Genomic DNA, 24579 nt, shown 5'->3' with positions numbered 1-24579 from the left:
CTCGCGCAGCGTCAAGGTCAGGTCGAACTGCGTCGCTCCGTGCGCCACGACGTAGCTCTCTACGTCCAGATCCGGCAAGACCAACGGCCGCTCCGGCGTGTTGTCCAAGCTCAGCAGACTCTGGAACACCGGGCTATGACTCAGGCTCCGGGCCGGATGCAGGGCCTCCACCACACGCTCGAACGGCACTTCCTGCCGCTCGTAGTTTTCCAGCACCACCGCTTTCGCTTGGGCAAGCAGCGACGACACCGTCATCTCGTCGGGCGTGCGCATCCGCAACGCCAGCGTGTTGACGAAAAACCCGATCAGCCCTTCCAGCTCCACACGCGGCCGATTGGCCACGGGCGTACCGATGACCACGTCGCCCTGCCCGCTCAAGCGCGACAACAATGCACTCCAGCCAGCCAGCAGCGTCATGTACAGCGTGACACCGTGCGTTTGCGCCAATGCCCGCAGCCGTGCCACCAGCTCCCCATCCCACTGCACCGGAAACCGGCCACCGCGATAGCTTTGTATCGCGTGCCGCGGCCGATCGGTCGGTAGATCCAGCAGTGCGGGAGCATCACGCAGGTGGCTGCACCACGCCGCTATCTGAGCGTCGGCGGTCTCCTCGGACAGACGACTGCGCTGCCAGGCGGCATAGTCGGCGTACTGCACCGGCAGTGTCGGCAACGGGTCCGGCTGACCTTGGACATAGGCCGCGTACAGGGCACCCAGCTCACGCACCAGCACGCCCAGTGACCAGCCATCGGACACGATGTGGTGCTGCACCAGCACCAGCACGTGTTCATCCGCGACCAGACGCACCAGCAAGGCTCGCACGGGCGGCTGCGCCGCCAGATCGAACGCCGATGACGCGAACTGCGCACACGTTGCCTCCAGTGCTGCATCGCGCTCGCTGGCTGCTACACCGGACAGATCCTGCCGCATCAGCGCAATGGGTGACGGTTCCAGCACGACTTGCACCGGACCGGCCGAGGTCTCTTCAAATCGCGTGCGCAGCGCTTCGTGCCGCTCCACGATGCGATCAAGCGTCCGCTGTAGCACTGCCTCTTCTAACTGACCCCGCAACCGTACGCCGGCTGCGATGTGGTAGGCCGCACTCGCTGACGCGTCCAGCCGATCCAGGAACCATAGCCGTTGCTGTGACCACGACAAGGGCAAGGGCTGCGTACGATCCTCGCTGTACAGACAGTCGGCTTCTCGTCGATTTGCAGACAGCACGATACGAGCCAACCCGGCAACAGTCGCAGAGGCGAACAACTCCGCCGAAGCGCATTCCACACCATACGCGCTCTCCAGTCTGGCCTTTAACATCGCCAAACGAACTGAATCGCAGCCCAGCCGAAACAGATCTTGATCGTGATCTGGCGGATCTATTCCCAACACCTCCGACACGAGCACGGCTATTTCCAGCCGCACCGCGTTATCGTCATCCTCAGCATCACTTCCTACTAGCGCAACGCTGTCCGCCTCGTCCGACCGCCATTGCCATAACGCGGCGAACGCCCCTGAACTGAGCAACTCCCGACAACGTCGCCGCTGGATCTTGCCGCTGGATGTGCGCGGAAGATGACCGGAACGTATCAGCGTAATGCTCGCCAGATCATAGATGTCGTGCGCATCAGCCACCGCCACGCGAATTCGCGCAACCAGCGTATCCACATCCGCCAGGGCTGCCCCGGGTATCTCCAGCACTATGGCGAGAGCGCTGGAGTCAGCTTCGTCACAAGAAAAAACTGCACAGCCATCCTGACTAAATGCCCTATCCACTGATACAACCGTCTGTTCGACGTCTTGTGGATACAGGTTGCGTCCACCCAGGACTATCAACTCCTTCAGGCGCCCCGTAACGTACAGTTCGCCGCCGTATAGGAATCCGAGGTCACCGGTGCGAAGCCACCGGCGCCCATCGAGCATGATGTAGCTTTCGCGAGTAAGTGAATCGTGTGCCCAATAGCCTAGCGTCACCGAAGGACCCGAGACGAGAATTTCCCCGATCTGCCCCGGCCCCACTTGCCCACTCTCGTTTGCCGCCACGATGCAGATATCGGCGGCGACCGGCGACCCCACGCTCGCGATCTCGATGGGATTGTCACCCCCTTCAAGAACTCGTCCCTCGGCAATGGCAACGCGATCCAACGCTAAAGTCTGCAGTCCATCGCCAGGCTTGGATACGCGTGCGGCAACCAGCAGTGTGGCTTCCGCCAAACCGTACGCGGGAGTCAACGCTTCAGCTTTAAAGCCTTGATCGGCGTACGCTGCCGCAAAGCGCCGCAACGTTTCAGGTCGTATCCGTTCTGCACCGTTCACCGCTATTCGTACGCTATCAAGCCGTACGCTATCCGGAACTGATTCACGCGCACGTTCCGCCATGAGTTGATAAGCGAAATTTGGCGCAACCGTCAGCGTGCCACGATACTCTGAGAGCGCCTCCAGCCACCTATCCGGACGCTGCATGAAGGACGATGGAGAAAACTGTACGCAGCTGGCGCCAGCGTAAATGGGATAGGCAATCGCCCCAACTAGACCCATGTCGTGAAAGGGTGGCAACCACGAAACGACGACATCGCTTTCAGACATCGAATAACGGTCGATCGCCGCAGCGCAGTTGGCCATCAGGTTGCCATGAGAAACAATCACGCCTTTAGGCGTAGATGTAGAGCCTGATGTGTACTGAAGAACCGCGGGCGAGTCAGCGGGTGGCGAGAAAGGTTCATCGATGGCGACGTCATCGCTGCCGCCGACCACATCGATATCAATCCAGGCGATTTCTTCGGCAATCGACCCGAGCGCACTCGCGTAGCGACCTCGCATATCAGCTTGTGCCACGCATGCTGCTGGTCTGCAATCTTCAAGAATAGCCTGAAGACGCGGCCTGGTTCGGCGGTTGACGGGAGGGTATGCCGGTACAGCAATCACTCCCGCTCGCATGCATGCCAAGAACGAGACGATGTAGTCCATTGAAGGAGGCAACATCAACAATACGCGATCACCCGCGACCGTCGATTGTCTCAGTACCGCGGCCATGCGCGCCGCCGCCAGATTCAGGCTTTTATAATCCAGACTGACGTCGGCATTTTTGCCTTCATCGAGAAATCTAAAAGCGATCCGGTCGCGCTGCTGCAAGTCCATTGCCCGAGCGTGAAGCACTTGCGCCAACGAGAAACTCCGACAGCCCTGATCTCCAATCCGGATCACCGCCCTCTCCCTTTGGCCGCCGCTGCTTCGTGAGTATAACTAAGGCCCATCGACCCGCAATACAAATCCAAGCCACTTTTTCTTTCGACTTAGCGCAACTGAACTAAGCGACACAGAAGAATCAAACCATAGCGATTACTCGGCTCGATTTCTTGTCCTGCGGCACATTCCGACATCTATCGCAGAACGAATTTCCACCAGGCTGGCACGCCAGGAAAGCAGTCACCGGGGCGGGCCATCGGTTTATCGAGCGAGATCACCAAACAATCACAGCCAAGGATCATTGGATGAATTAACGGCGAACACATCTAACGAATCATTTGGCCAAGGCGTGCCTCTCCCTGGAACGAATAGGACGCCCCAATATATTCACAACGGCACATCAAATCGCTGGTGCCATGGGTTCAAAGCAAGCAACTTCCCGTCACGCTTTCAGCACCGTATCCGTCTGCGCGTTTTTTTGCGGCGGGTAACACATTAACCTGCGGATAACTCTAGATCACGACAACTGATCTTCAACTATTCCCAGCTCGGCAAGCGACGACACCCGCTGACGGCACGCACCAGCGTGGAATTTCGCCCAATCCGGATCGGAGCCCGCCACCCAAAGTCGCGCCAATACCAGCATCAGCACGAGCCGATCATCTTCGCAATCGTATAGTGACCGCATGGTCGGCACGACAAGTTGGCCGCGATCACCAGGCAAGAGCGCCGCGCGCTGCCGCACCAGGGCCGCCAGACTTTGACCAGGCCCGACTTCAGCCATTGCCCAGTCTTCCTCAGAATCCAGCAGTGTATCCAGGCATTCTGCAAATTTTGCTGTCTGACAAAGATGCCGTAACCAATATTCCGGATCGGTCGCTTCGGCGTCAGTCAGCCAGGTTCCAGTTACATTGGATAGGCAACGCAAGTTTGGCTGCCTCAATTCGATCGTTTTCAACAACGATCGCAGCCCGTCGGCCGCCGGTTTCATGAAGGGCGAGTGAAATGCGTGCGTTGTCGACAATTGCCGGGTTGCCACTCCGATCGCCGCAAATGCTGCCGCTAGTTCCGCTATCGCCGCATTCGCACCTGATACCACGCAAAGCTTTGGCCCGTTGCTGATTCCTATTGACAGCTCATCGGCCAGCAGTGGCGCGACTTCACTGGCGGCCATCGGGATCGCAAGCATGGCTCCGGGCGGAAGCTCATCGATCAACTTCGCTCGCCCAGCCACTATGCGCAATGCGTCCTCAATGGACACTACACCCGCAATCGTGGCCGCCACGAGTTCACCTAAGCTGTATCCTAACACTGCCGTCGGAAGAACACCCCAGCGCATGAGCTGCCGTGCCAGACAATACTCAATCACAAACATAGCCGGCTGCGCATAAAGCGTACGATTCAGCTCGCTCACCGGCTCGTGTGGCGCAGATGCCCCTCGCAACCAAGCCTGTTGGCGGGTCGGTGCAATCCATCCTTCGACAAACATAGCCGTGCGCAGATCTGCTTCCAATTCTCGATCAAGCCGATCAAAGCAATAATCCATGTCCTCGCGGAACTCGGGGGCGTGGGAATACAGGTCCTTCCCCATATTCACATACTGCTCGCCTACGCCAGGAAATAGGAACGCTACTGGGCGAGCCATCGTACTTCCGCACCCACTGATCCACCCAGCGCCCGAGCCATCCCGCAGTGCTTTCACCAATTCAAGGTTGTTGCACCCCAACACTGCCAACCGATCGTCAAGGCCATGATCTGAAATCTGCATCGTATAGGCCAGATCGGCAATATCCAGCAGGGCATCGGCCTCCAAGATTTCTGCAAGATTCAGACGCTTTTCCGCCAGTGACGTCGTCGTTGCAGCGGACAGCGGCAAGAAGTGCCACGGACTAGCAGCCACGTCGAATACCGCCATCAAACGCTGCCCAGCAAATCTTCGAGACCGCTTCTGCGCAACGCGCTTCCGGTGTCACGCCCTGCACATTGCCCAAAGCCGTTCGCATGCGACCGTCCTTCTGATTGATCGAATAAGCAGGGGTGCCACCAGCAAGCAAAGCCATCATCGTCTACGTACAGCAATTCTTGACCGGCAAACCGTCTTCGCTACTTTCGTTTAGCAGATATCGGTGACTTCAAATACTTCTTGGCTTATCAAAGACAGCCGCGAGGGCGAAATCGTGACTCAAAGCACTCGCACAGAGACATAGGAGGGAAAATCGTTTCGTACGCTGCAGTCGTTCTCCAGAAGAACGGAACTACCTTCTTCGTGGACTATATTGAAATTGCCCAACCGATAGGTGACAAACATCATCCGATTGCGGTCGGTGCGGACGAATTCAGCCCGCAACTTGACGCCGGCCTCCCTCGCCATGCCGACGGCATGCGTCATCATGATGGTGCCGATCCCGTATGACATCACCCGGCACGACATTAAAAGCAGCTTGATCGTCCAGTATGTCGGTGACTGCTCGATCAGGCACAAGCCGATCTTTCCGAATGCTCCGTTGCGATCCTCCAGGCTCGCAATCCATAGCTCGTATTGATCGGACTCCATGAACGCTTTTAGCTCGTCGTAGCCATAGGTGTAGCCAGTCGTATTGAGCTGATGTGTCCGGCGGGTCAATTCCTCGGCGCGCTGCAGATCATCCAGCGTGGCCCGCGAAAGCACCAACTCCAAGCCCAGGGTCGCCAAGAACTCATCTTTGGGACCCATGAACTCAGTCTCCAGCTGGGTTCGCTTGATATCACTCATGTACATCTGCCGACGATTTCGGGAATCCTCGGTAATGAAGCGCGGTACGAACTGCGGCATACTCAGCATCGATGAAATGTCTTCCACACCGAGACACTTCACTTGGGGATGATTGAAGGCCACCTCGGCACGCTCAAATGGCTGGTCGTCGATAAAAGCCAGCGAATCGATACCGACATTAATGCCGCTGGCGATGGCCGCAATCGCCACTGACTTGGCCCACCATCCGATCTGAGGGTGGATGAAATACTCCGCGATCCCAAGCTCCTCAAGCTTCGTCATCGCCAAGTCATGGTCATTCTTGCTGGACACGGACTGCAAAATTCCTCGGCCATCAAGCTCCCTGATTACATCAAGCACTCCGTGACGCAACGACACCGAGGAGTCCTCGAGCAACACCCCATCCCACACGGTGCCATCCAGGTCCCATACCACGACTTTCACGGGCCGCTCGCAGTCCTCCGCCCCGTCTTCTTCGATTTTGGCTAAAGATGCATCACCCATTGCAAACTCCATGCTGCGGCGGGCAGGCTAAACCGGTTTCTTAGACAAGGTTTCTTGTGCACTCTTGGCTTGCCCGAGCTCCTGAAACGCGAGTAACGCGATTGTAATCTGCTGAATCTGGGTGCTGCCTTCGATGATCTCCATTACCTTGGCGTCTCGCATGTAACGCTGCACGGGATACTCACTGCTGCAGCCGTTAGCACCGTGGATCTGTACTGCGCTGTTGGCAGCACGCATAGCCGCAGAGGCCGCGTGATACTTGGCGATAAAGGTCTGCCGAATCTCGGCAGGGTCTTGCTCATCACGCATGCGCCCAGCCTCGCGACACAGAAGGCGTGAAGCGGACGCGTCCGTCACCATATCGGCAACCATCTGTTGAATCAGCTGGTGCTCTCTGAGCTCTGCCCCGAAACGCGAGATCTTGCGCGCATATTCCAGGCTGGCATCCATGCAGGCCTGAATGATCCCCACCGAACCGCATGCCACCGAATAGCGGCCCAGCGAAAGAGCAGAAAGTGCGACTGAATTTCCAAACCCTGGCCTGGCTATAAGATTTTCGCGGGGAACAAAGCAGTCACGGAATTTCAGTGTCGCCAGCATCGAGCCGCGCGTACCAAGCACGTCATGAATGGGATCAATGGTCAGGCCAGGCCGGTCGCGCTCAATCAGCAAAGTGACAGACCCTCCCTCGCCCTTCAGCAGCACCAGAAACAATCCGGCTATCTGGCCAATCGTCATCCATTTTTTGCAGCCATTGACGACGAATCCGCCATCGACATGCACGGCGGTCGCTTCAATTCCAGTGATGTCGCTACCCGCATTTGGCTCACTCAGCGCGAGTGCACCCAATACCTCCCCACAAGCAAGCGGAAGGAGCCAGCGCTCCCGCTGCTCGTTGTTCCCCCAACGCTGAATGGCGAATGCCGTCATTGCGTGCACAGTTAGAAGGCTACGCACCGACGAACATACCCGGCCTATTTCCTCATGCAGCGCACCGAGCAAGGTCCACGACATGGCCTGCCCACCTCGTTCCAGGGGCAAGAAAGGCGCCAAGTATCCGCGCCCAGCCAGATCGCCGACGATATGCGAACCTAGACGCTGTTCTCGATCATGCTCGGCGGCGTACGGACCAATGCGCTCCGAGGCGAACTCGCGAAATTCGACTTGTCTCTGCAGAAGATCACCGACCACGCTCGACTACCCCAAAACCAGGCCAATCTACACACCCGACCAGTCATACCGTGGCCGACGTTTCTTGTTTTCGCGAAATGAATGCCTCAATTGCATTGACTGAGCTGAAATTGCTCAACTGCAGATCCTCGTCACCGATCGCAATGGAAAAATCCCTTTCCAGCCACGCAATGAGCTGCACTGCGAGCAGTGAATTGACTTGCCCACTTGCAAAGATGTCATCGCCGTCTCCAAGCGCATCCGTCCTGAAAAAGCGCGAAAAAAAATCGCGAATTCTCGCCTTGTTGTCGCTCACCTCAGCCCTCCGTCGATAAGCCGGGTCTCTCAGTAGCTGAAGAAACCTCTTCCGTTCTTGCGACCATGAAGCCCCGCATCCACCATTTTTCTGAGTAGCGGGCATGGTCGATACTTATCATCGCTAAAGCTCTCGTAGAGGACTTCAATTGAATACAAGATTGTATCCAACCCAATTAGATCCGCGGTGGCAAGCGGCCCCATGAGGTGGCCAAAGCATTCCCGGAAGATCATATCCACCTCCTCCGGCGACGCAACGTGATCGTGCACAAGAAATACTGCTTCGTTGATGGTCAGCATCAAGACGCGATTGGAAACAAATCCGGGAGAATCGGAAACTATCACCGCCTTCTTGCCGAGCCCTTCCAACAGGCGTTTTGCTGCATCGATCGTATCCTGTGAAGTGTGAAAACCGCGGATCATCTCCACGGTTTTCTTCATAGGAACAGGGTTCATGAAGTGCATGCCAAGCACCTTCTCTGGCCGCTTCGTCAGAGAGCCGAACCTGGTTATCGATATCGCCGAAGTATTGGCCGCAAACACTGTATGCTCAGGGCAAATTTCGTCCATCGCAGGATAAATGGACTTTTTGACATCCCATTTTTCTGTCGCATTTTCAATGACAAATTCGGCTGCCTCGAGCATTCCGAGATCAGTGGATGTCTGAACTCGCGACATAATTACATCGGTGCCTTCCTTCGCTGCACCCTGTCGCAATATCTGCGCCCGCAAGCTCTGCTGGATGGCACGCGCGGCGTCGGCCAGCGCTTGGTTATCCACGTCAATAAGCAAAACATGATGTCCGTGCTGGGCCAAATCGTGAGCCAGTCCACGCCCCATGACGCCTGCACCTACAACCCCTACTGTCGCCATTCACCCCCTCCGATAACAAGAAGTCGAGCGCCTGCCTATAACGACCAATACAGTGAACACCAGGCACGCAATTGTCCGTGCGCCAGTTCCGATTCAGAGTGAAAGTGTGAGAGGTGCCGAGAGGCCGAGCTATCCCGAGCTACAGGCGCCATCGGCACGGCAAAGCTGCGTAGTCGAACGCATCACAAAATTGATGCAGCGACTCGGCACACTTGAGGATGAAGGATGGTACGTTATGCTTGCACGCACCCGAGAAAGAGAAATCGTATCGAACAAAACGGAACAGGCAACCCACATCGCGTGATTCCTTTCCTTGAAAGACACATCCTGCTTTAGCGGCCGATATAGGGCAATGGATACCAAAATCGCATTCCGCAGCAAGATCACCGGGTACTTGGTATTGGCCATATGGAAAGTGGCCAATCGACTTTCCTTAGATACGTTACGCTGGTTATCCAAACCCATTGGACGGGCGTATTGGCTTGCTTCCCCCCTTACACGCCAAACGATCCTGGACAACCTTGAGATCTGCTTTCCTGAACTTCCCGACGAGCAGCGTGTCCGCCTTGGTCGGCAAAGTCTGTGCGGAACCGTACTAGGTTTCCTCGAGGCAGGGAAGTGGACATTCGGCCAATCGCACAAAGCCACTTGTTCTATTGAAGGCCTTGAACATCTTTTGAAAGCCAAGGCCCGCGGCAAGGGTGTCCTGCTGCTTGGTTTGCACTTCAATGACATGATCGCAGTGGTCACGCTGCTCAATCGCCACACTCCCGTGGGCGCCATGTACCTCCGACTCCCCAATCCTATTCTGGAGACTGCGGTACTTGAGGGACGCACACGGCAACTAAGGATGTTCGAACGCAGCGATGTGTTCGCTGTCGCCTCTGCCCTGCGCAAGGGCGAGGTCATCTGGTTTGCTCCGGATCAGTCCTATCGCGACAAGCAGCAAGTAATTGCGCCGCTTTTCGGCGTTCCTGTTCCTACGCTGACATCCCTGTCCCGCTTTGTCCGGGCACTCGGGGTGGAAGTGGTACCTTTTTTTCACCGCCGCACAGGCAACGCATTTCAAGTGGTCTTCGCGCCACCACTGGAAGGCCTCGGCGCCGATGAACTTGCGGACGCGACGCGCATCAATCGCTTGGTTGAAGCCAGCATTCGCGAACGCCCCGAGGCCTACATGTGGACCAATTGGCAATTGAGCTATTGGCGCAGCGAGAGTGCCCGCGCATCCATGGATTAAGGTGCCAGAATGGTTTGTGGGGGGAGTGCGGCTTCACAGCCAAGGCAAGGTCGTGCTTCTCTGCCGTGTGACGGACATTTATCAAGGACTATGGAATGAGTCAGCCGTCTTTCCTCCCTTCGACGCATAAATCGTCGTTTGTCGAAATATTCCAGACCCAAGTCTCGCGGACACCGGAAGCGATCGCACTGCGCAGTGGCGAGACGACGCTGAGCTACGCGGCCTTGAACGACGCGGCCAATCGGGTCGCGCATGCGCTGATCGAGCGCGGCGTGACACCGGACACCTGTGTGGGCCTGTGCGCGCCCCGCGGTGTGGAGCTGGTGATCGGTCTGCTGGGCATTTTGAAAGCCGGTGGCGCCTACGTTCCCTTGGATCCCAGCTATCCGCGCGAGCGGGTAAGACAGATGCTGGACGACAGCGCGCCGAGGGTGGTGGTCAGTGCGAATGGGGCCGCCGAACAGGTGGGCGTGGACGGTGCACGGGTGCTGGACGTCGCGGACACGTACTCGCGCACGGACACGCACGACCCAGTCGTCGCACTGCGACCGGAGCATCTGGCGTATGTCATCTACACCTCCGGTTCGACGGGCGTGCCCAAGGGCGTGGCGGTCGAACATCGTCAGCTCATGCATCTATGGCACGGCATGGATGCATGCGTGTTCAACACGCTACCGATGGCATCGCGTGTGGCCCTCAATGCCAGTGTCTCCTTCGATGCCTCGCTGCAAGCGCTGACCCAGCTGGGGTCGGGACACACGTTGTGTGTAGTCCCTGCATCGGTACGATCCGATGCTGAGGCGATGCTTGCCTTCCTGGCCACGGAAGCAGTGGCCGTACTCGACTGCACGCCAACGCAGCTGGAGTTGTTGATCCAGGGTGGGCTCTTCGAGCGGCCCTTGCCAGCGCTGCGGGTTATCCTGGTAGGTGGCGAGCCATTTCCCGCGCATGCGTGGAAGCGTGCGGCCGCCGCACCGATCGCTTGCTACAACGCGTACGGGCCCACCGAATGCACGGTCAACAGCACGTTGGCCAAGGTCACAGGCGAACACCCTCCTCACCTGGGCGAGCCGCTACCGGGCGTGCTGGCGTACGTTGTGGACACGGATGGATCGCTGGCAGCGCCGGGTGTGGTGGGTGAACTATGGCTGGGCGGCGCCGGAGTGGCGCGCGGCTACCTGCACCAACCGGAGCTGACCGCAGAGCGTTTCCTCACCAATCCGTTTGCCGAGGACGCTGGCCGGGTGTATCGAACCGGCGACCTGGTACGTCGGCGCATGGATGGCATGCTGGAATACCTTGGGCGCAACGACGATCAGGTCAAGATCCGTGGGCACCGCATCGAACTGGGGGAGATCGCTGCAGCCCTGGACACTCATCCATCCGTTCGCAAGTCACTTATCGTGGCGTTGCGGTTCGATGATGCCGATATCCGTCTGGTGGCTTACGTCATTCCGTCCGACACCGCACCAGCGCCTGGCGTTTTGCGCGAATTCCTCGAAAGACGGCTACCGGAGTACATGCTGCCCTATGCCTATGTAACTGTGTCAACGTTCCCCATGGGGGCCGCTGGCAAGGTGGATCGCGGCGCCCTGCCCCCACCGACGTCTGCAGATCTCCCGGGTCAACCATTTCTTCCGCCACAAGGCGATGCTGAAACCGCAATCGCATTGTTGTGGTCGCAGCTTTTACGAGTAGAGCGCGTAGGCCGCGACGACAATTTCTTCGGTCTCGGCGGCCATTCGTTGCATGCCATGCAATTGATTGAGCGCATGCGCAGAATAGGCCTGGTTGCGGACATGCATAGTCTATTCGGCCAGGCGACACTTAGCGCCTTTGCAGCAACGGCACGCTGGTCCGACCATGCGGAGGTCGCGCAGGAGGATAAGCCTGCGTCTGGCGCAAAATGGATAGAAACAATCACCACCCAGAAACAGCGATGCGACTGGGTCTACAATCAAGTCACGCTGGCGCAGAAGCGCCCATCATTGTGCGTACAACAGCGCGTAGATATACCAAAGGTGGATCCAGAAACTCTGCGGCAGGCTTTTGACGCTGCTATCGCGCGCCATGAAGCCCTTCGCACAACGATTCACGTTATCGAAGATAGCTTGATTCAGCGAGTCCATGCATCGTATCCACTTGCGGCGATCACACCGATCGACCTATCCACCGAGCCAGATCCGGAGGCGGCAGTAAGTGCTCTGATCACCCAGATACGCTCGCAGACTTTCGATTTTTCCAAGCTACCGTTGTTCAACGTGACGGTGATTCGCACGGCAGCACACGACACCGTTGTCTTTACCTTTGATCACGTCTGTATGGACCAGGCCTTTCTCGGCCGCTTCGTCGAAGAGGTGGTGGGAGAGTACATTGCAAAGATCGAGGGCCGTCCGTCCGGAATCGCCAACCCAACAACGACGTACCGCCAGTATGCGGAATGGGAACGCACTGAAATGGCGGGTGAAAGCGGGCGCCGGCACGTGGCCTACTGGGCCGACCTGATCCGCCGCATAGGCGTGAATCGTTACACCGACCGGTTTGCGGACTACAGCACGCCGTGGAGTGCGTCCCACCGCCAATACATTGCCCAAGGCGTCTCGCACCTGCCCCCTGACATCACCGCGCATTTGGCTCGCCACGCTCACGAATACGTTGGCAACTTGTTCCATGAGCGTAAACCAATGGCGCGATTCTGCACTTATGTGAATTCCGAGGTGTTTCATGGGTTGGCCGAAAGGGCAGCCCGAGCGAAGGTTCCCCTGAGCGCGCTTGCCATCGCCGCAGCCAATGTCCTGCTTCAGCGATTGACCCGATTGAACGCCACACTCGTTTCCGTGCTTACGGAGACACGCCCTATCGGCGCATGGCAAGACTCGGGCGGCAGCTTCGTCAATGATGCGCTGTATGCCGTCGAATACAGTGCCGAAACTACAGTCAACGACACAATCGCCCAGATTGTGGAGCAGATACCGCAGGCAAACGAGCATAAGGTCTGCCTGCTTCCCGCTGTACTTAGTTCGACGGACATATCCCTGGAAGCACTGGGCACGTTTTGCCTGAACTACATCAGCGCGGAAAGCGACAAGCACCTCGAACCATTCGCTTCACGACACCTTGATGGCGGCTTCGCCTCCATGGAGTTTAATTTGACCGTCGTGCAATACCGGGATGGCTTTTATGTCGATTGCGAATACCGCAAAGCCCGATTCTCACCTCAAACCATCGAGCAAGTGGTCACAGGCGGATTCGTCACCGTCCTGAGTGCCTTTGCCGATCCCGAAAACCCATGTATCGCGGACATACTGCTTGCCCATGGACCATCCCAAGCCGTGGCGACCGCGTCGGCGAGCCCCGCACCCTTGAGCGCCTGAACCGCATTGTCGTCTTCGTCGGCATGCAGACGATGCATGAAAACAACCACCAGGCGAGCACCGAGCAAGAGAATCACGCATTTCGAAAATTCTTCCCGGATCGTACATACCGTAACAATACGTGCACTCGCGTGAACGTCGCCACAAATGGGCGGCGCTCACTTCGAGGTGCAAAGCGATAACACTCACTGTCATGGAGACCCGTTCATGGACTCTCAGCAATACAGGGTTGGTGCCGCATGAAGGTATTGATGCTTGGCTGGGAGCTACCGCCTTCAATCACAGGTGGGTTGGGCATGGCCTGCGATGGATTGCTGCGAGGCATCAGCGATGTGGGGGGCGTAAGCGTGCAGTTCATGCTGCCAGCTCCACCTATGCCATTCGCCAACTATCCGCCAACCATTGGGGTTTTGCAGTTAGACGGCTGCGAGGAACCACAGCCCGCGGTTGGCCAACTGAGCAGCGCGTATGAAGATCACGGCCAAAAAGCTTCACGATATGCCAAAGCAGTGCTGCGCTCTTTCGATCGCATCAACGAATTCGACCTGATCCATGCACATGACTGGCTTACTTTTGAGGCGGCACTGCACGTCAAAAGGATGACTGGAAAGCCACTCGTCGTACACATCCATTCCACCGAGCAAGACCGTTCGGGCTACCACCCGGCAAATCCGGCTATCACTGCACTGGAGCGCGATGGAATGGACGCCGCCAGCCGGATCGTAGCCGTAAGCCGGTACACAAAGAATAGCCTGGTCCATCGCTACGGACAGGCCGCGGATAAGATCGATGTGATCTATAACGCCGGCGACCGAATCGAGATGCAGTCACCCACACCATCTGAGGGATGCATCTCGTTCATCGGTCGAATGACCGAACAAAAGGGACCGGAGATCTTCGTGGAGGCCGCTTCGCGAATCCATGAAGTAATGCCGGATGCCCGCTTTGTCATGGCGGGAGACGGCAACCTGATGCCGATGATTCGCTCGCTTGTACGCTCGCTGGGGTTGAAGGATGTCTTTTCTTTTCCAGGGTTTATCGACCGCGAAGCCGTATCGCAACTGCTTCAGCGCAGCCGGGTACTAATAATGCCCTCGCTGTCAGAGCCCTTCGGCCTGGTAGCACTTGAGGCCATACATGCCGGCGTTCCTGTGGTACTTACCCGAAATTCGGGCCTGAGCGAACAGATAGAAAATGTTATCCGCGTCGATCCCGAGGATATAGATGCGATCACTGAAGCGACCATCCAGCTGATGCGTGATCCCGACCGCGCACTGGCGCAGGCCAAGGCGGCTGCGCAAGAAGCAGCACATCTGAATTGGACGAAATCGGCTACAGCACTTCTGGGTGTCTATCGCTCGGTCATAGCATGACATCCCATGACCGTCCCAGGTAACGCCTCAATTGTGCACCATCCACGATCAATCAATGACCGGCAAGCAGAGGATGAACCCGTGAGCAATTCATTGACCAGGAACGACGAACAGCAGGCGCTCGATATCAGCAAGGTGTGGGGAAAAGGTCCGCATATTTTTAAGGGCGTTCTGAAAAATAACGTATTTGAGCCAACCGATTTCTTCAATGCACTTGTCGCCACCGCCAACGCGATGTCGAACGGCCTTCCGGAACCTTATGGACGGGCAAATGTGAACGGCCGGCTCGCGGCGACCCATGAAATTCCCCTCTTCTTTCCTGAGCCCACCACAGCGACTTTTCAGCAGTATGAAACACAGGTCGAAAAGTCATTTTCAAAGCAGGAGTATTCCATCATCCTCGACAGGGTTGATGTCGCACTACCCCAGATGCGTACAAGAGTAAGTCCCTTGCTTCACCACTTGTTCGATCAAGTGGGTTATCCCGTTCGCGGCATCCATTCGTGCATCTACGCGGGAAATTATGGAAGCACTCCGTTTGGTATCCACATGGACGACTGCCATGTGCTGATGGCATCCAGCATTGGATCAAAAAAAATGGCCTTTTGGCCAAGGTCGTATTTCGAGGGCCGGACAGATTGCCTGGTTCCCGGATCCATGGCCCATATCAGTCAACAAGCCGACAAGTTCATCAATGACGCCGAAGTTTTTGAGCTCAAACCAAACGACCTGCTCTATTGGCCGCCAGGCTATTGGCACGTTGGCATGAGCGACTCGGGCAAGTTTCATGCGTCGTTGAGCGTGGGCATCTATCATCAGGGTGACGCCGCGGAAGTGTTCAGGAAGTATGTGCCGCTTCCCCCGGTCGCCCCGCCTAACTCAGGGCACCGCGCACTCGATTCCCTCGACCTGAGTGGCCTGCACATGGAAAAGGCAGAGCACTATACGCCCAAGGTGCCGGAACGTTTCGGGACTTTGTGGGACGACCTTCGCTCTCACTTGAATGTCGAGCATGCCGCCCAGGTCGCATTCACTTCGCATGCGTTGAGCATGCTCACCTCTGCGGGTTTCGGCCCTCTCGAGAAACTGCACATCCCACCCGTCACTCCCGAAGTCAGCATCGATGTCAACGCAGGGCACGGCGTTCAGTGGGCTCAGATTGGCAACCTGGCCGTCGTCTCGGCGAATGGACTGGCCTTCACGTTCCATAGCTATGCGAACGAAGTCATTGCGCTGCTATCCAAAATCAAGCAACAGGGACAAGTGAAAGTTTCGGACCTTCTCGATCGGGTACCGGCGGAACGGCAGGCAGATCTTTGGGCATTCATGATAAATGGGCGGATGGTAGCTCCAGGAAGCCTGTAGGAGAGTTGAGTCAAGCCAGCCTTTTGCCCACTCTCATCGAGTGAGCTGCATGATCAAATGAAGGGTAGCCGCTCAGTTGATGTTGTGCGTGGGATTTTACTGGCCGGGCGGACTGCCTTCACCAATCCACAATTCAGGATCTGTCGATGAGCACCGAGGACAACCTAAGCGACCTGTTCACGGCCGCGGACACGAAATGGAACGCGCGCGATTACGCTGCGCGCTACGAGCGTTATTTCGCTGCAATGCGTAACGAGCCTATCAAGCTTCTGGAGATTGGCATCGGAGGCTATGAAGACCCTCGATCCGGTGGCGACTCGTTGCGCACCTGGAAACGCTATTTTCCCAATGCATCGATCTTCGGTATCGACATCGCGGACAAGCGCGCTCACGATGAGGACCGCATTCGTACGTTCCAGGGCAGCCAGGATGATCCCGAATTCCTGCGTCAGGTAATCGGTCAAATCGGCAGGCCAGACATCATCATCGACGATGGAAGTCATCGTAATGATCATGTCATCAAGAGCTTCAAACTGCTGTTTCCATATCTGAACGAGAGCCACGGAATCTATGTAGTCGAAGATACCCAGTTCTCCTACGTTCCAAGCATCGACAAGTGGCGCGATATGGCGCCCGGCATCGAACCGCCGAGTTGGGCGATGTACGGAGGCAGCCTCGATCTGTATGACCGCGGAACGATGGTGAACTACTTCAAGCGACTGGCGGACTGCCTCAGTCACCAGGAGTTATTTCATCCCGGCTACCGCCCGAACGAGTTCGATAAGACGATCGTCGGTGTCCACTTCTATCGAAATCAGATCTTCGTCTTGAAAGGCGACAACAACGGCGAAGGCAACATCTGCAATGACAACACCCTGCGGCCGGAGCTACTTCAGATGCTGGGGCTTTCTTCGATCGATGAGCTAGCCATCGAGGTTCCCGAGATCGATGATCCCACCCTCGTTTGACTTGCCATACCATCATGGAACTGCCTGAGCGGATACTGGCGCGAAATCGCGCGAGCTTTCGTCAGATGAGGTTCTTTTCGCATTCTGTTGATTAGTCGCTTCCACAGTGAGGACTGAGCGTCGCGAACGCATCAAGATGTCGTCGATCGAAGAAGAGGCGTGCGTCTGCACAGCAAGCATCTTTCGGTGTTTCACACACTTTTGGTAAGGACCGGAAATCCAGTATGGAAAGCGCGACGGATGCATTGATATTGGTGCCCGATTTCGGTACGGGAGTAGCCCATCTGCCCTTGCCATGCATTCCGCGGATGCTTTTCACGCAACTCCAGGATCCTGAGGAAAACGTCCACTACTTCGAGCCCGCTTACCATTTTGCTTCGGCTGCGCTGGCGGCCGTCGAGCCCGACTGCCCGCCGCCCGACGTGGCGGCAACGAGATTTGTAGATGACCTGCTAGCCCTGCCCAACTCTGAACTTTCGGCTCACTCACTGAAGGGGTGCGCTGCCGCGTGGCCGGCACGAGTCGTCAGGGAGTTCGCACCCGCCGGTTTGACGGACGGCACCTGGTTACAGGGCGCCGTAAGGGTGAATGCGGTTGAAAACGAAGTTGGGATGCTACTTCTCAAGCAACTCATGATCCGATTCAGCGATCCTAGCAAGGGTGAACCTTACTCTCAGCGCTATGCTTCGCTGCTGCAAAGCACCGGCGTGCCCCCCGCAAGTATCGTGCGCTGGGAGCACGACGAAAGCGCTCCATGTGCCGACATATCATATGAACACGCGTTACTTGGCACCGTCCTTGGCTTGTTTCCAACGACCTTCCGTCATGAAACCATAGGCTTCAATCTTTGGATGGCCAGTATCGGCCCCTGCCCCCTGCTCGCACAGATCGCTGAGGAATTGCGCGAGCAGCGCGCCAACTTGTCGTATATAGATACGCCCGACGATGCGCTCCTTGCTTCCTTGGCAAGGTCGGCGACACTCGCGCTTCTGGAGGAAAGCGATACGCATCAGGTGCGCACGCGCATTGCAAAAGGGTTTCTGGCGGCGCATCGCTCCTATTCAAGGTGGGAGCAAGCCATGCTTGGGCGCAACGTTCCCATGAGGCCAAGGGATTTCGTGCAGGAACTCGTCCAACGCAACGCGCGCTTTGCTACGGGCCACCACGGTTGCGTGATGGCTGAAGGTCGCAAACTTGACTCCTTTTTCGGCGGAAAAAAATCCGATCATGCGCGGCTTGTCGATTGGCTGGCCGCATCCAAATGGGTGCAACCAGGTGCGCCAGACGAAAGCCGCCTGATCACTCACTCCATTTCAATTGATGGCCCGATGTTTGAAGTATTCAGCGCTTCCGAGCAATGCTGCCTCCGCGACTGGATCGCCCGCATCGGAACACCTGATGACACCGCCTCCGACGAAGACCCTGTTCCGCTCGAAGGGGTTTACACCCACCCACAGGACCCCGAAAGCCTGCGGCGATATGCACTGGGAAACTTCGCTGAGCAGTCCTTGAGTGAACAGTACTACTTCATGGCGAATGCGGACCGATACCCTCCAGTCAGGGTCTATGCCAAGTCGTTCGTCGAGATGGCGCTAAACCCCGTTTCTGCTGCAATGGACACTGATGAACGCCTAAATGCCATCAGTCATCCAAACTATTCAGAGCGCCTGCTCGCCGAATTGGTTGCGGATAATCATGTCAAGAATGTCCGGTCACGGAGAGCCAGGGGCACCTCAAAAGCTCCTGCGACAGATGACAAACCAGGAATAGGATTGATCTTTGATGGCTGCTGGCTGCAAGGCTTTGCCAATGTGCAGCGCGTTCATCTTGAGGAATACGGATGGTTGTTTCGCATATACGCATCCGAGCTCGGCGATGGAAAACTAACCTGGAATCACAACGTAATTGCGCGCAACCACTTGCGCTACGAGGAAGGAATTCCTGCTGACCGCTCAGCGGCCGACCGTCAACTTTATGACGAATTCGAAACATCGATTACTGCACTGCTTCTGATGGCTTGCTCACTGAATACGCAACGCTTTTTACCCGAGGTTCTGGCCATTAACTTGGCCATTGAAGCCACGGGAGTTGGCGGACTCTACATTACAAGCTGGAAGAAGGCCCTCAAGAGCAAAAAGCAATGGATTGCGCTGTACTTTCGCCTCCACAACAGCATCGATAACTACGCTTCCGGGCATACCAAGTGGTCAATTGCCGCCGTGCAAGCCTTCATGGCACGAGTGGCTTACGCTACACCGGAAGCTATCGATCAGCAGTGGCGACGGATCTGGAGACTCTGGCGACTCCAAGAGATTCGCCTGCATGGCACTCGCGCCGAACGCGAAGCTCTCGCGGAGCTTCTTGGCACTATCGCGACCGCGGGTCTTGGACCGACAGCGACCTGACGCTCAAGTGTGAGGTATGTTGCGAGGTGCGTCCGTAACTTCAGAATCCGTAGGTGAGTCTAGCAGTCGCGGACCTGCATATAACCAAAACGGCCATCACCCCGTGTACCAACTGTCCATTACAAGGTTCAGCGTCAGCCCTCTCAGATGACGCCGTGACATGCCCACTTCCATCCGTCACCGCCGGTGCTGATATTTAGCGCTACCCACGATAACGCGCCCTAATCGCCCTACTCTGACGCCCGTCTTGGAGCGACAACGTAGTTAACGCAATCGTCCACGGATGCCGCCGGTCTTCGTCAGGCCAGCCCACAAGAATCACGCGCCATGTGCGCGCTGGACACTCCACGATTGAGCTGCGACCTTCAGGCCAGATGATGCATAGGCGATCGGAGCAGGGCCACCCTTACGTCGTCAAGGTTGACCATAGAATTGAATGGCCCGCTGATAGAACGACGACGCCCCCTGTTCGGGCTCAATGACCGTCATGACTAGCGGAAGCGCTAATTCGTCGAGGTGAGGACGGACGCGCTGCATGCTCGTTCGGCTAACGCGTTCCGACACGTGCTTTGGCGCCGCAAGAGCTACCAAGAGAGACACGTCCTGCTGCTGGTCACCGCGCAGAACCTCCACAATATAGCCAGCCGTCACGTCCGAATCAGTTTCGCAAAACGCCCTGATCACAGCAATAAGCTCATCAACGGGAACAGTAGGGGCGCGGACACCCACCGTTTCAGGCGCGGCAAGCTTCTCTTGCCCGAACGCCACGAGTGGCTGACCCGTCAATAGGGCAGCGATCTCCTCCGGATACAACGTCACCTGATCATCATTGGGGTCCAGCATCAGTGTCGCGCCCTGGGTCAGCTCAAACATTTGACGACCATCCAACGCGATAACGCTCACCTGCGTGCTCGAACCCAAGGCACGCTCAGCCTTTGCCTGGTCAGAGAAGAAGGGCAGCACGGTCTGCCCGTTGTCTGGCCGATTGAACTGTATGAAGCGAATACGCCCGGGTACTTGATGTACAGGGACGTGAGCATAGACCGTGGCGGTCAGCAAGGCCTCAAAGAATTGCGGCTCGGCTACGGGATTATTCCGAACAGCTCTCAGCAACTCCTGCAACTGCGATTGCGTGGTCATCGACGGGCTCCGTTGGACGGCAAAACGCGGCAAGTCCCGGCCACCCAAAGCCTCTCATCGCTATCTATCGCGCCTCAAGCTTTTTCAGGAGCAGGTCCTTCTCCGTGGCGGACAGCTGGTCAAACGCCAAAATCACGCGTGCCAGCCGTTCGTCGCCCGCGAAGAGGTAGGCCGTCGGCACCTCCAACACATCGGCCAAGCGTTGAACGGTTGCCAGGTCGGGCTGGTGAACGCCCAGTTCATAGCGATTGATGCGCGTACTGGCCACAAACGGGTCCATTCCTGCCTGAATGCCAAGCTGCTTCTGCGATAGGGATTTTCGCTCACGCGCCGCTTTGAGGCGGTGCTGAAAGATCGCCTGGATATCGGTCTTGCGCGGCATGGCACGAACCTTGTAGGGAGTGCCTACGAGATTCGTAACTTTGCCTTGCTCGCGATACTACGAGTTACGTAGTATTAGAAGCAAGTGGTTTCCGCTGACTAGCAAGGCTTCTCGACATGTCCCTGCAACTGATACTCGATGACGAGGGCTGCATCCCCATCCCATTGGACGAGAGTGCACTGGAGGCGTGGCAACTGCAGTTTGAACGGGCGCTCCATGCCGGAACCACCGGCGGCCTCATGGAGCGACTAGCCAACTGCTTTGCCAGCGGCTTGGTTGAATGTCTGGACCCGGATCTCAAGCCACCTACCGAAGCGCAGGTCCTCTATGCGACGGCGATCACGCGCGAACTGGGCCTTTCACTCAATGCTGAGGCCCTTCGTTACCGTGGCGCGATGTCGGAATTTATCAATCGACATGCCGACAACTTTAAAGATCGGCGCCGGCGTCGAATGAATCCGGATCAGGCCTGATTTCTTGCACCCGCCCGTGTCTTCACGGGCAGAGTCAGTAAGATGTGCCACATCGGCGATCAATAGACGTCGATTCCGACGCGCTTAGGTCATCCCGTCAGATCAAGCTCCCGCCGTCTGTCACGGCGGGTGGCTGATCGCCGGGGATGCTCTCCTTTCTGCGAATAGAGGGTGCAGATCCTGACAAGCCATGGCGATTTCCGCGTGAATCGCCAGCGAGGGTGTGCCCAGCTCCTAGGGCATCCCGATTAGGATAGGCGCGCTTCGTCGGCCAAGAACGCTTCTTGCTCAAGACCTATCCAGTCAGCCGCCTCAACGGACTCGCGCACCATGGCGACATCGAGATGCTGATTGACGCCCAGCTTGGGGAGCTGATGAATCATCAGGTGATTCATGACGGAGATGAATCCCTCCATGGAAAGTTCATTGCAAGGGGAAATGCCATTTGCGGCGGCCTGCTCCTGCAACGTCTCCAAAATCAATTGGGCATCCGATTCGATCAAGTAGCCCCCTGCTACTGCGGCGGGTGCGTAGTATTCGGTATAGGTGGGACCATGCTTCTCCGGGTACCGCATGATGTCGTAGCAGGCAACGCAGTAGCCAAAGTCGTCCTTGGCGCACAACCCGCCGAACTCCAGTGTTCCCCGCATGAAACGGGCCACCAGCTGCCTCTTCCCCTCGGCGAGCAACGTTTGCCGAATAGTCCCCAGTTCCTCTTGCCCGACGATGAGCCACTTACATGTAATTTTATGATTCCGGACAAGTTCGTTATGCACGGCGGACAGCAAGCTAAGCGTAAACGAGTCCAGATTTTGTCCTTCGTCGACGATCACGATGATTGACCGACGGGCCGATTGACTGGCTCCATCGACTAAGCGACCGACAAATAGGTTGCGCCGCGCCTCCGGATCAGCTTTCGTAGTGGGGTAACCCATGGTGCGAAGCGCATCACCAAAGAACATTTTCTCTGATGTCATGCGATGCGGCACTACCTCCATGCTCACGACACTCACGTCCCCATGGAACCAGTTCCGATGGTGGTCGACAAGGAATCGGATGGCAAAACTTTTCCCTAGGCGCGGCCTGCCGGGCGTGATACCGCCAAGCACATTCGTACCCGACCATGAGCGAACGGCATTGAACCATCGCTCCATGGCCGCCGTCGGAATCACATAATTACTGGCCTCAATCGGATGCATGCGAGTGCCCCGCTATCGCCTGAGTCGAATGTTGATCCAGTCCTTTGCATTCGCTGTGTTCGCGGAAGGCTTCGCCCGCGGCTCAACGGCGGAAGGGTGGCCCGCGGTACTAACCAATTTATTCGCAGCCTGCCGATCGGTCGCCGCTTGCCGACCCCATCGACCCCATACCGTCTGAAGGGCGTCCGCGCCTGCGGGAATCAGTATCTTTTCCGTCACCATGACGCTACGGACCTGCTGACGCTGACGTAAGGTGTGTGGCGTCAGATGCCAGGGCGGATGGGCATGCAAGACGCCCATATCGATTTCTCCCCCGTCTTTACGCAGAAAGCAACGGCAGAGCCGAATATCGCCGTCGATATCAAAGATGAGGCGAACTTTAAGTCCGACCCATGCTTTCAGCTTTCGCATCCCCTCATTTGAATAACGCGCATACAGCGCTTGGACATAGGGTGGGCGCCCCTCTGTCTTTCCGCCCCGGATTGTTGCGATCAACTCAATACGCGTCATGGCCTTAGCAAGGGCTTCCGGCTCCCACGCCTCACGTATGAGGGTGCCGGGCGTCTGCAGCCACTGAGCCAGGAATTCGTTGGGCGATTGACCGGAAAGCGAGGCATGCTGACTCGCGTTGTAATTGGCGATGATGACATCAAGAATTTGCTCGAACTCCTCGATCGTCACAGCATATTTCTCGCACTCCTTCATCGCCTTGAGTCGTGACTTGGGAGAATCCTTGGGATCGAAGCCGACCGGCAGCTTACGGAAGCCGCACGTCTCCAGCGTCTTGTTGACGCGCTCAATAAACGCGCGCGCAATGGCCTTACCGGCCCGGCCGAAATTGATCACAGCGCCTTCGCGCGATGCCAGGCTAGTTGTTACCGACTTTGAGCAATTGCTCTGGCCATTGTCGAGGAAGAAAGTATCGATCATGCAGGGCGGCATACCCTTAATTGCGCCATAGGGCAGGCCTGCACCCGGCAAATAAGACAAGCCCGGGATGGTGAGCTCCTTAGGCTTCCAGGGCTTTAGCGTGCATGCGACGGACCGGCAGACGGTGATGCCTGGATAGTTCTTACTGTTAAGGTTGTACGAATAGCCAAGGATCCCTCTGCTGCGCCTACACACGTTCAGCACCAAGAAGCATTTCATCGGCGTGGTATAGATCCATGCGCCGAACTGGTTTTTCTCGCGGAAGACAAAGAACAGATCCCCCAGATGGCCGTCGTTCTCGACCTCTTCGTAAGGGCGCAGGAGTCCCACGGATCGAGGCTGCCCCGTGCGCGCCTCCCACTCCCCTTCTTGGCCATGCGATAACCAATATTCCTCGAGGAAGCGCCTAATGAACCGCTCCAGCGCTCGGCGGCCCTTGGCCTTGGTATTGAAGGGATACTCGTATTCCTTTCTAAATTTAGCGCAGCGATCCAAGAAGCCGCGATGGATAGCCGTCGCAATCTGCTTTGCGTCCTTGAGTCTCATCTGTGCGGCTCTCGACGTCACGTAGGTGTGAAGTTCACTGTGCGTCGTAAGCAGGTACATGAAGGCACCCGCCAACCCACTAATCGCATCGCCTAGATCATTGCGCAAGGGAGAATGGCGCGTGTAGGGCTTCTGAACCCGTCTAGGTATGATGCCAAAGAAGCCGAATATCGCTCCTGCCGGATCGAATTCCAGGCAACGCCCTAAGTATCGATAGACCTGGCTCTTGGTGAGCCCCGTCTCTTCCTCGATCACTTTGAAGGAGTCACCCCTCATGCACCTCTCAATAGCCTCCTTCCGCTGTTTGAACGTTTGCCTCTCCCCCGCGGCCATAGCGCTCTCGTCCGGAGCATTCCATTGCGAAGTGTCGCGAAGCTCGGGACAAAG

17 protein-coding genes are annotated in these 24579 nt (G+C 56.9%); 7 read left to right on the top strand and 10 right to left on the bottom strand.

Going from position 1 to position 24579, the window contains the following annotated elements:
• The 6 genes from DyAD56_RS17795 to DyAD56_RS17770 form a co-directional block, all read right to left on the bottom strand.
• A partial coding sequence (locus tag DyAD56_RS17795) for a condensation domain-containing protein (RefSeq protein WP_146010561.1) occupies nt 1-3135 on the bottom strand: 3135 nt, incomplete at its 3' end.
• Nucleotides 3136-3700: 565 nt separating this feature from the next.
• The gene (locus DyAD56_RS17790) at nt 3701-5098 is read right to left on the bottom strand and encodes an acyltransferase domain-containing protein (RefSeq protein WP_102304130.1); all 1398 of its coding nucleotides are present in this window, start codon (nt 5096-5098) and stop codon (nt 3701-3703) included.
• A 267-nt stretch (nt 5099-5365) separates the two neighbouring features.
• The gene (locus DyAD56_RS17785) at nt 5366-6439 is read right to left on the bottom strand and encodes an HAD-IIIC family phosphatase (protein WP_102304128.1); all 1074 of its coding nucleotides are present in this window, start codon (nt 6437-6439) and stop codon (nt 5366-5368) included.
• Nucleotides 6440-6466: 27 nt separating this feature from the next.
• Nucleotides 6467-7630, bottom strand: coding sequence for an acyl-CoA dehydrogenase family protein (locus tag DyAD56_RS17780; RefSeq protein WP_102304126.1), 1164 nt, complete (start codon nt 7628-7630; stop codon nt 6467-6469).
• A 43-nt stretch (nt 7631-7673) separates the two neighbouring features.
• Nucleotides 7674-7925: a phosphopantetheine-binding protein gene (locus tag DyAD56_RS17775; protein ID WP_102304124.1), complete on the bottom strand. Its 252-nt coding sequence runs from the start codon at nt 7923-7925 to the stop codon at nt 7674-7676.
• 29 nt (nt 7926-7954) lie between these two features.
• On the bottom strand, nt 7955-8797 hold the full coding sequence (locus tag DyAD56_RS17770; protein ID WP_102304123.1) for a 3-hydroxyacyl-CoA dehydrogenase NAD-binding domain-containing protein: 843 nt from the start codon (nt 8795-8797) through the stop codon (nt 7955-7957).
• 352 nt (nt 8798-9149) lie between these two features.
• Here DyAD56_RS17770 and DyAD56_RS17765 point away from each other — a divergent pair, with 352 nt between their 5' ends.
• From DyAD56_RS17765 to DyAD56_RS17740, 6 genes are all read left to right on the top strand, one after another.
• Nucleotides 9150-10037: a hypothetical protein gene (locus DyAD56_RS17765; RefSeq protein WP_102304122.1), complete on the top strand. Its 888-nt coding sequence runs from the start codon at nt 9150-9152 to the stop codon at nt 10035-10037.
• A gap of 95 nt (nt 10038-10132) precedes the next feature.
• A complete protein-coding gene (locus tag DyAD56_RS17760; RefSeq protein WP_102304120.1) occupies nt 10133-13411 on the top strand; it encodes a non-ribosomal peptide synthetase in 3279 nt (1092 codons plus the stop codon).
• A 239-nt stretch (nt 13412-13650) separates the two neighbouring features.
• A complete protein-coding gene (locus DyAD56_RS17755; protein ID WP_102304119.1) occupies nt 13651-14784 on the top strand; it encodes a glycosyltransferase family 4 protein in 1134 nt (377 codons plus the stop codon).
• Between the two features lie 81 nt (nt 14785-14865).
• Nucleotides 14866-16149 (top strand): cupin domain-containing protein, encoded by a 1284-nt coding sequence (locus DyAD56_RS17750; RefSeq protein WP_102304117.1) that lies wholly within the window; start codon nt 14866-14868, stop codon nt 16147-16149.
• Between the two features lie 146 nt (nt 16150-16295).
• Nucleotides 16296-17117, top strand: coding sequence for a methyltransferase (locus DyAD56_RS17745; protein ID WP_102304116.1), 822 nt, complete (start codon nt 16296-16298; stop codon nt 17115-17117).
• A gap of 224 nt (nt 17118-17341) precedes the next feature.
• A complete protein-coding gene (locus DyAD56_RS17740; protein ID WP_102304114.1) occupies nt 17342-19522 on the top strand; it encodes an iron-containing redox enzyme family protein in 2181 nt (726 codons plus the stop codon).
• A 414-nt stretch (nt 19523-19936) separates the two neighbouring features.
• Here the strand turns inward: DyAD56_RS17740 and DyAD56_RS17735 are convergent, their stop codons facing one another.
• Both DyAD56_RS17735 and DyAD56_RS17730 read right to left on the bottom strand, forming a co-directional pair.
• Nucleotides 19937-20662 carry an SseB family protein gene (locus tag DyAD56_RS17735; RefSeq protein ID WP_102304113.1) on the bottom strand — a complete coding sequence of 242 codons (726 nt, stop codon included), beginning with the start codon at nt 20660-20662 and terminating at the stop codon, nt 19937-19939.
• 64 nt (nt 20663-20726) lie between these two features.
• Nucleotides 20727-21044 (bottom strand): helix-turn-helix transcriptional regulator, encoded by a 318-nt coding sequence (locus DyAD56_RS17730; protein ID WP_102304112.1) that lies wholly within the window; start codon nt 21042-21044, stop codon nt 20727-20729.
• 116 nt (nt 21045-21160) lie between these two features.
• On the opposite strand from DyAD56_RS17730, the gene DyAD56_RS17725 reads away from it, so the two are divergent.
• Entirely contained in the window at nt 21161-21517 is a 357-nt protein-coding gene (locus DyAD56_RS17725; RefSeq protein ID WP_233202578.1) for a hypothetical protein, read from the top strand.
• Nucleotides 21518-21765: 248 nt separating this feature from the next.
• Here DyAD56_RS17725 and DyAD56_RS17720 read toward each other — a convergent pair whose 3' ends face one another.
• Entirely contained in the window at nt 21766-22716 is a 951-nt protein-coding gene (locus DyAD56_RS17720) for an ATP-binding protein (protein ID WP_102304110.1), read from the bottom strand.
• A gap of 12 nt (nt 22717-22728) precedes the next feature.
• Nucleotides 22729-24468 (bottom strand): hypothetical protein, encoded by a 1740-nt coding sequence (locus DyAD56_RS17715; protein WP_146010559.1) that lies wholly within the window; start codon nt 24466-24468, stop codon nt 22729-22731.
• Nucleotides 24469-24579 lie beyond the last annotated feature (111 nt).

It is taken from the genome of Dyella sp. AD56, assembly GCF_002878475.1.
Taxonomy (GTDB): domain Bacteria; phylum Pseudomonadota; class Gammaproteobacteria; order Xanthomonadales; family Rhodanobacteraceae; genus Dyella.
Note: the sequence above shows the minus strand (reverse complement) of the source record. Positions and strands in the feature narration are given on the sequence as shown.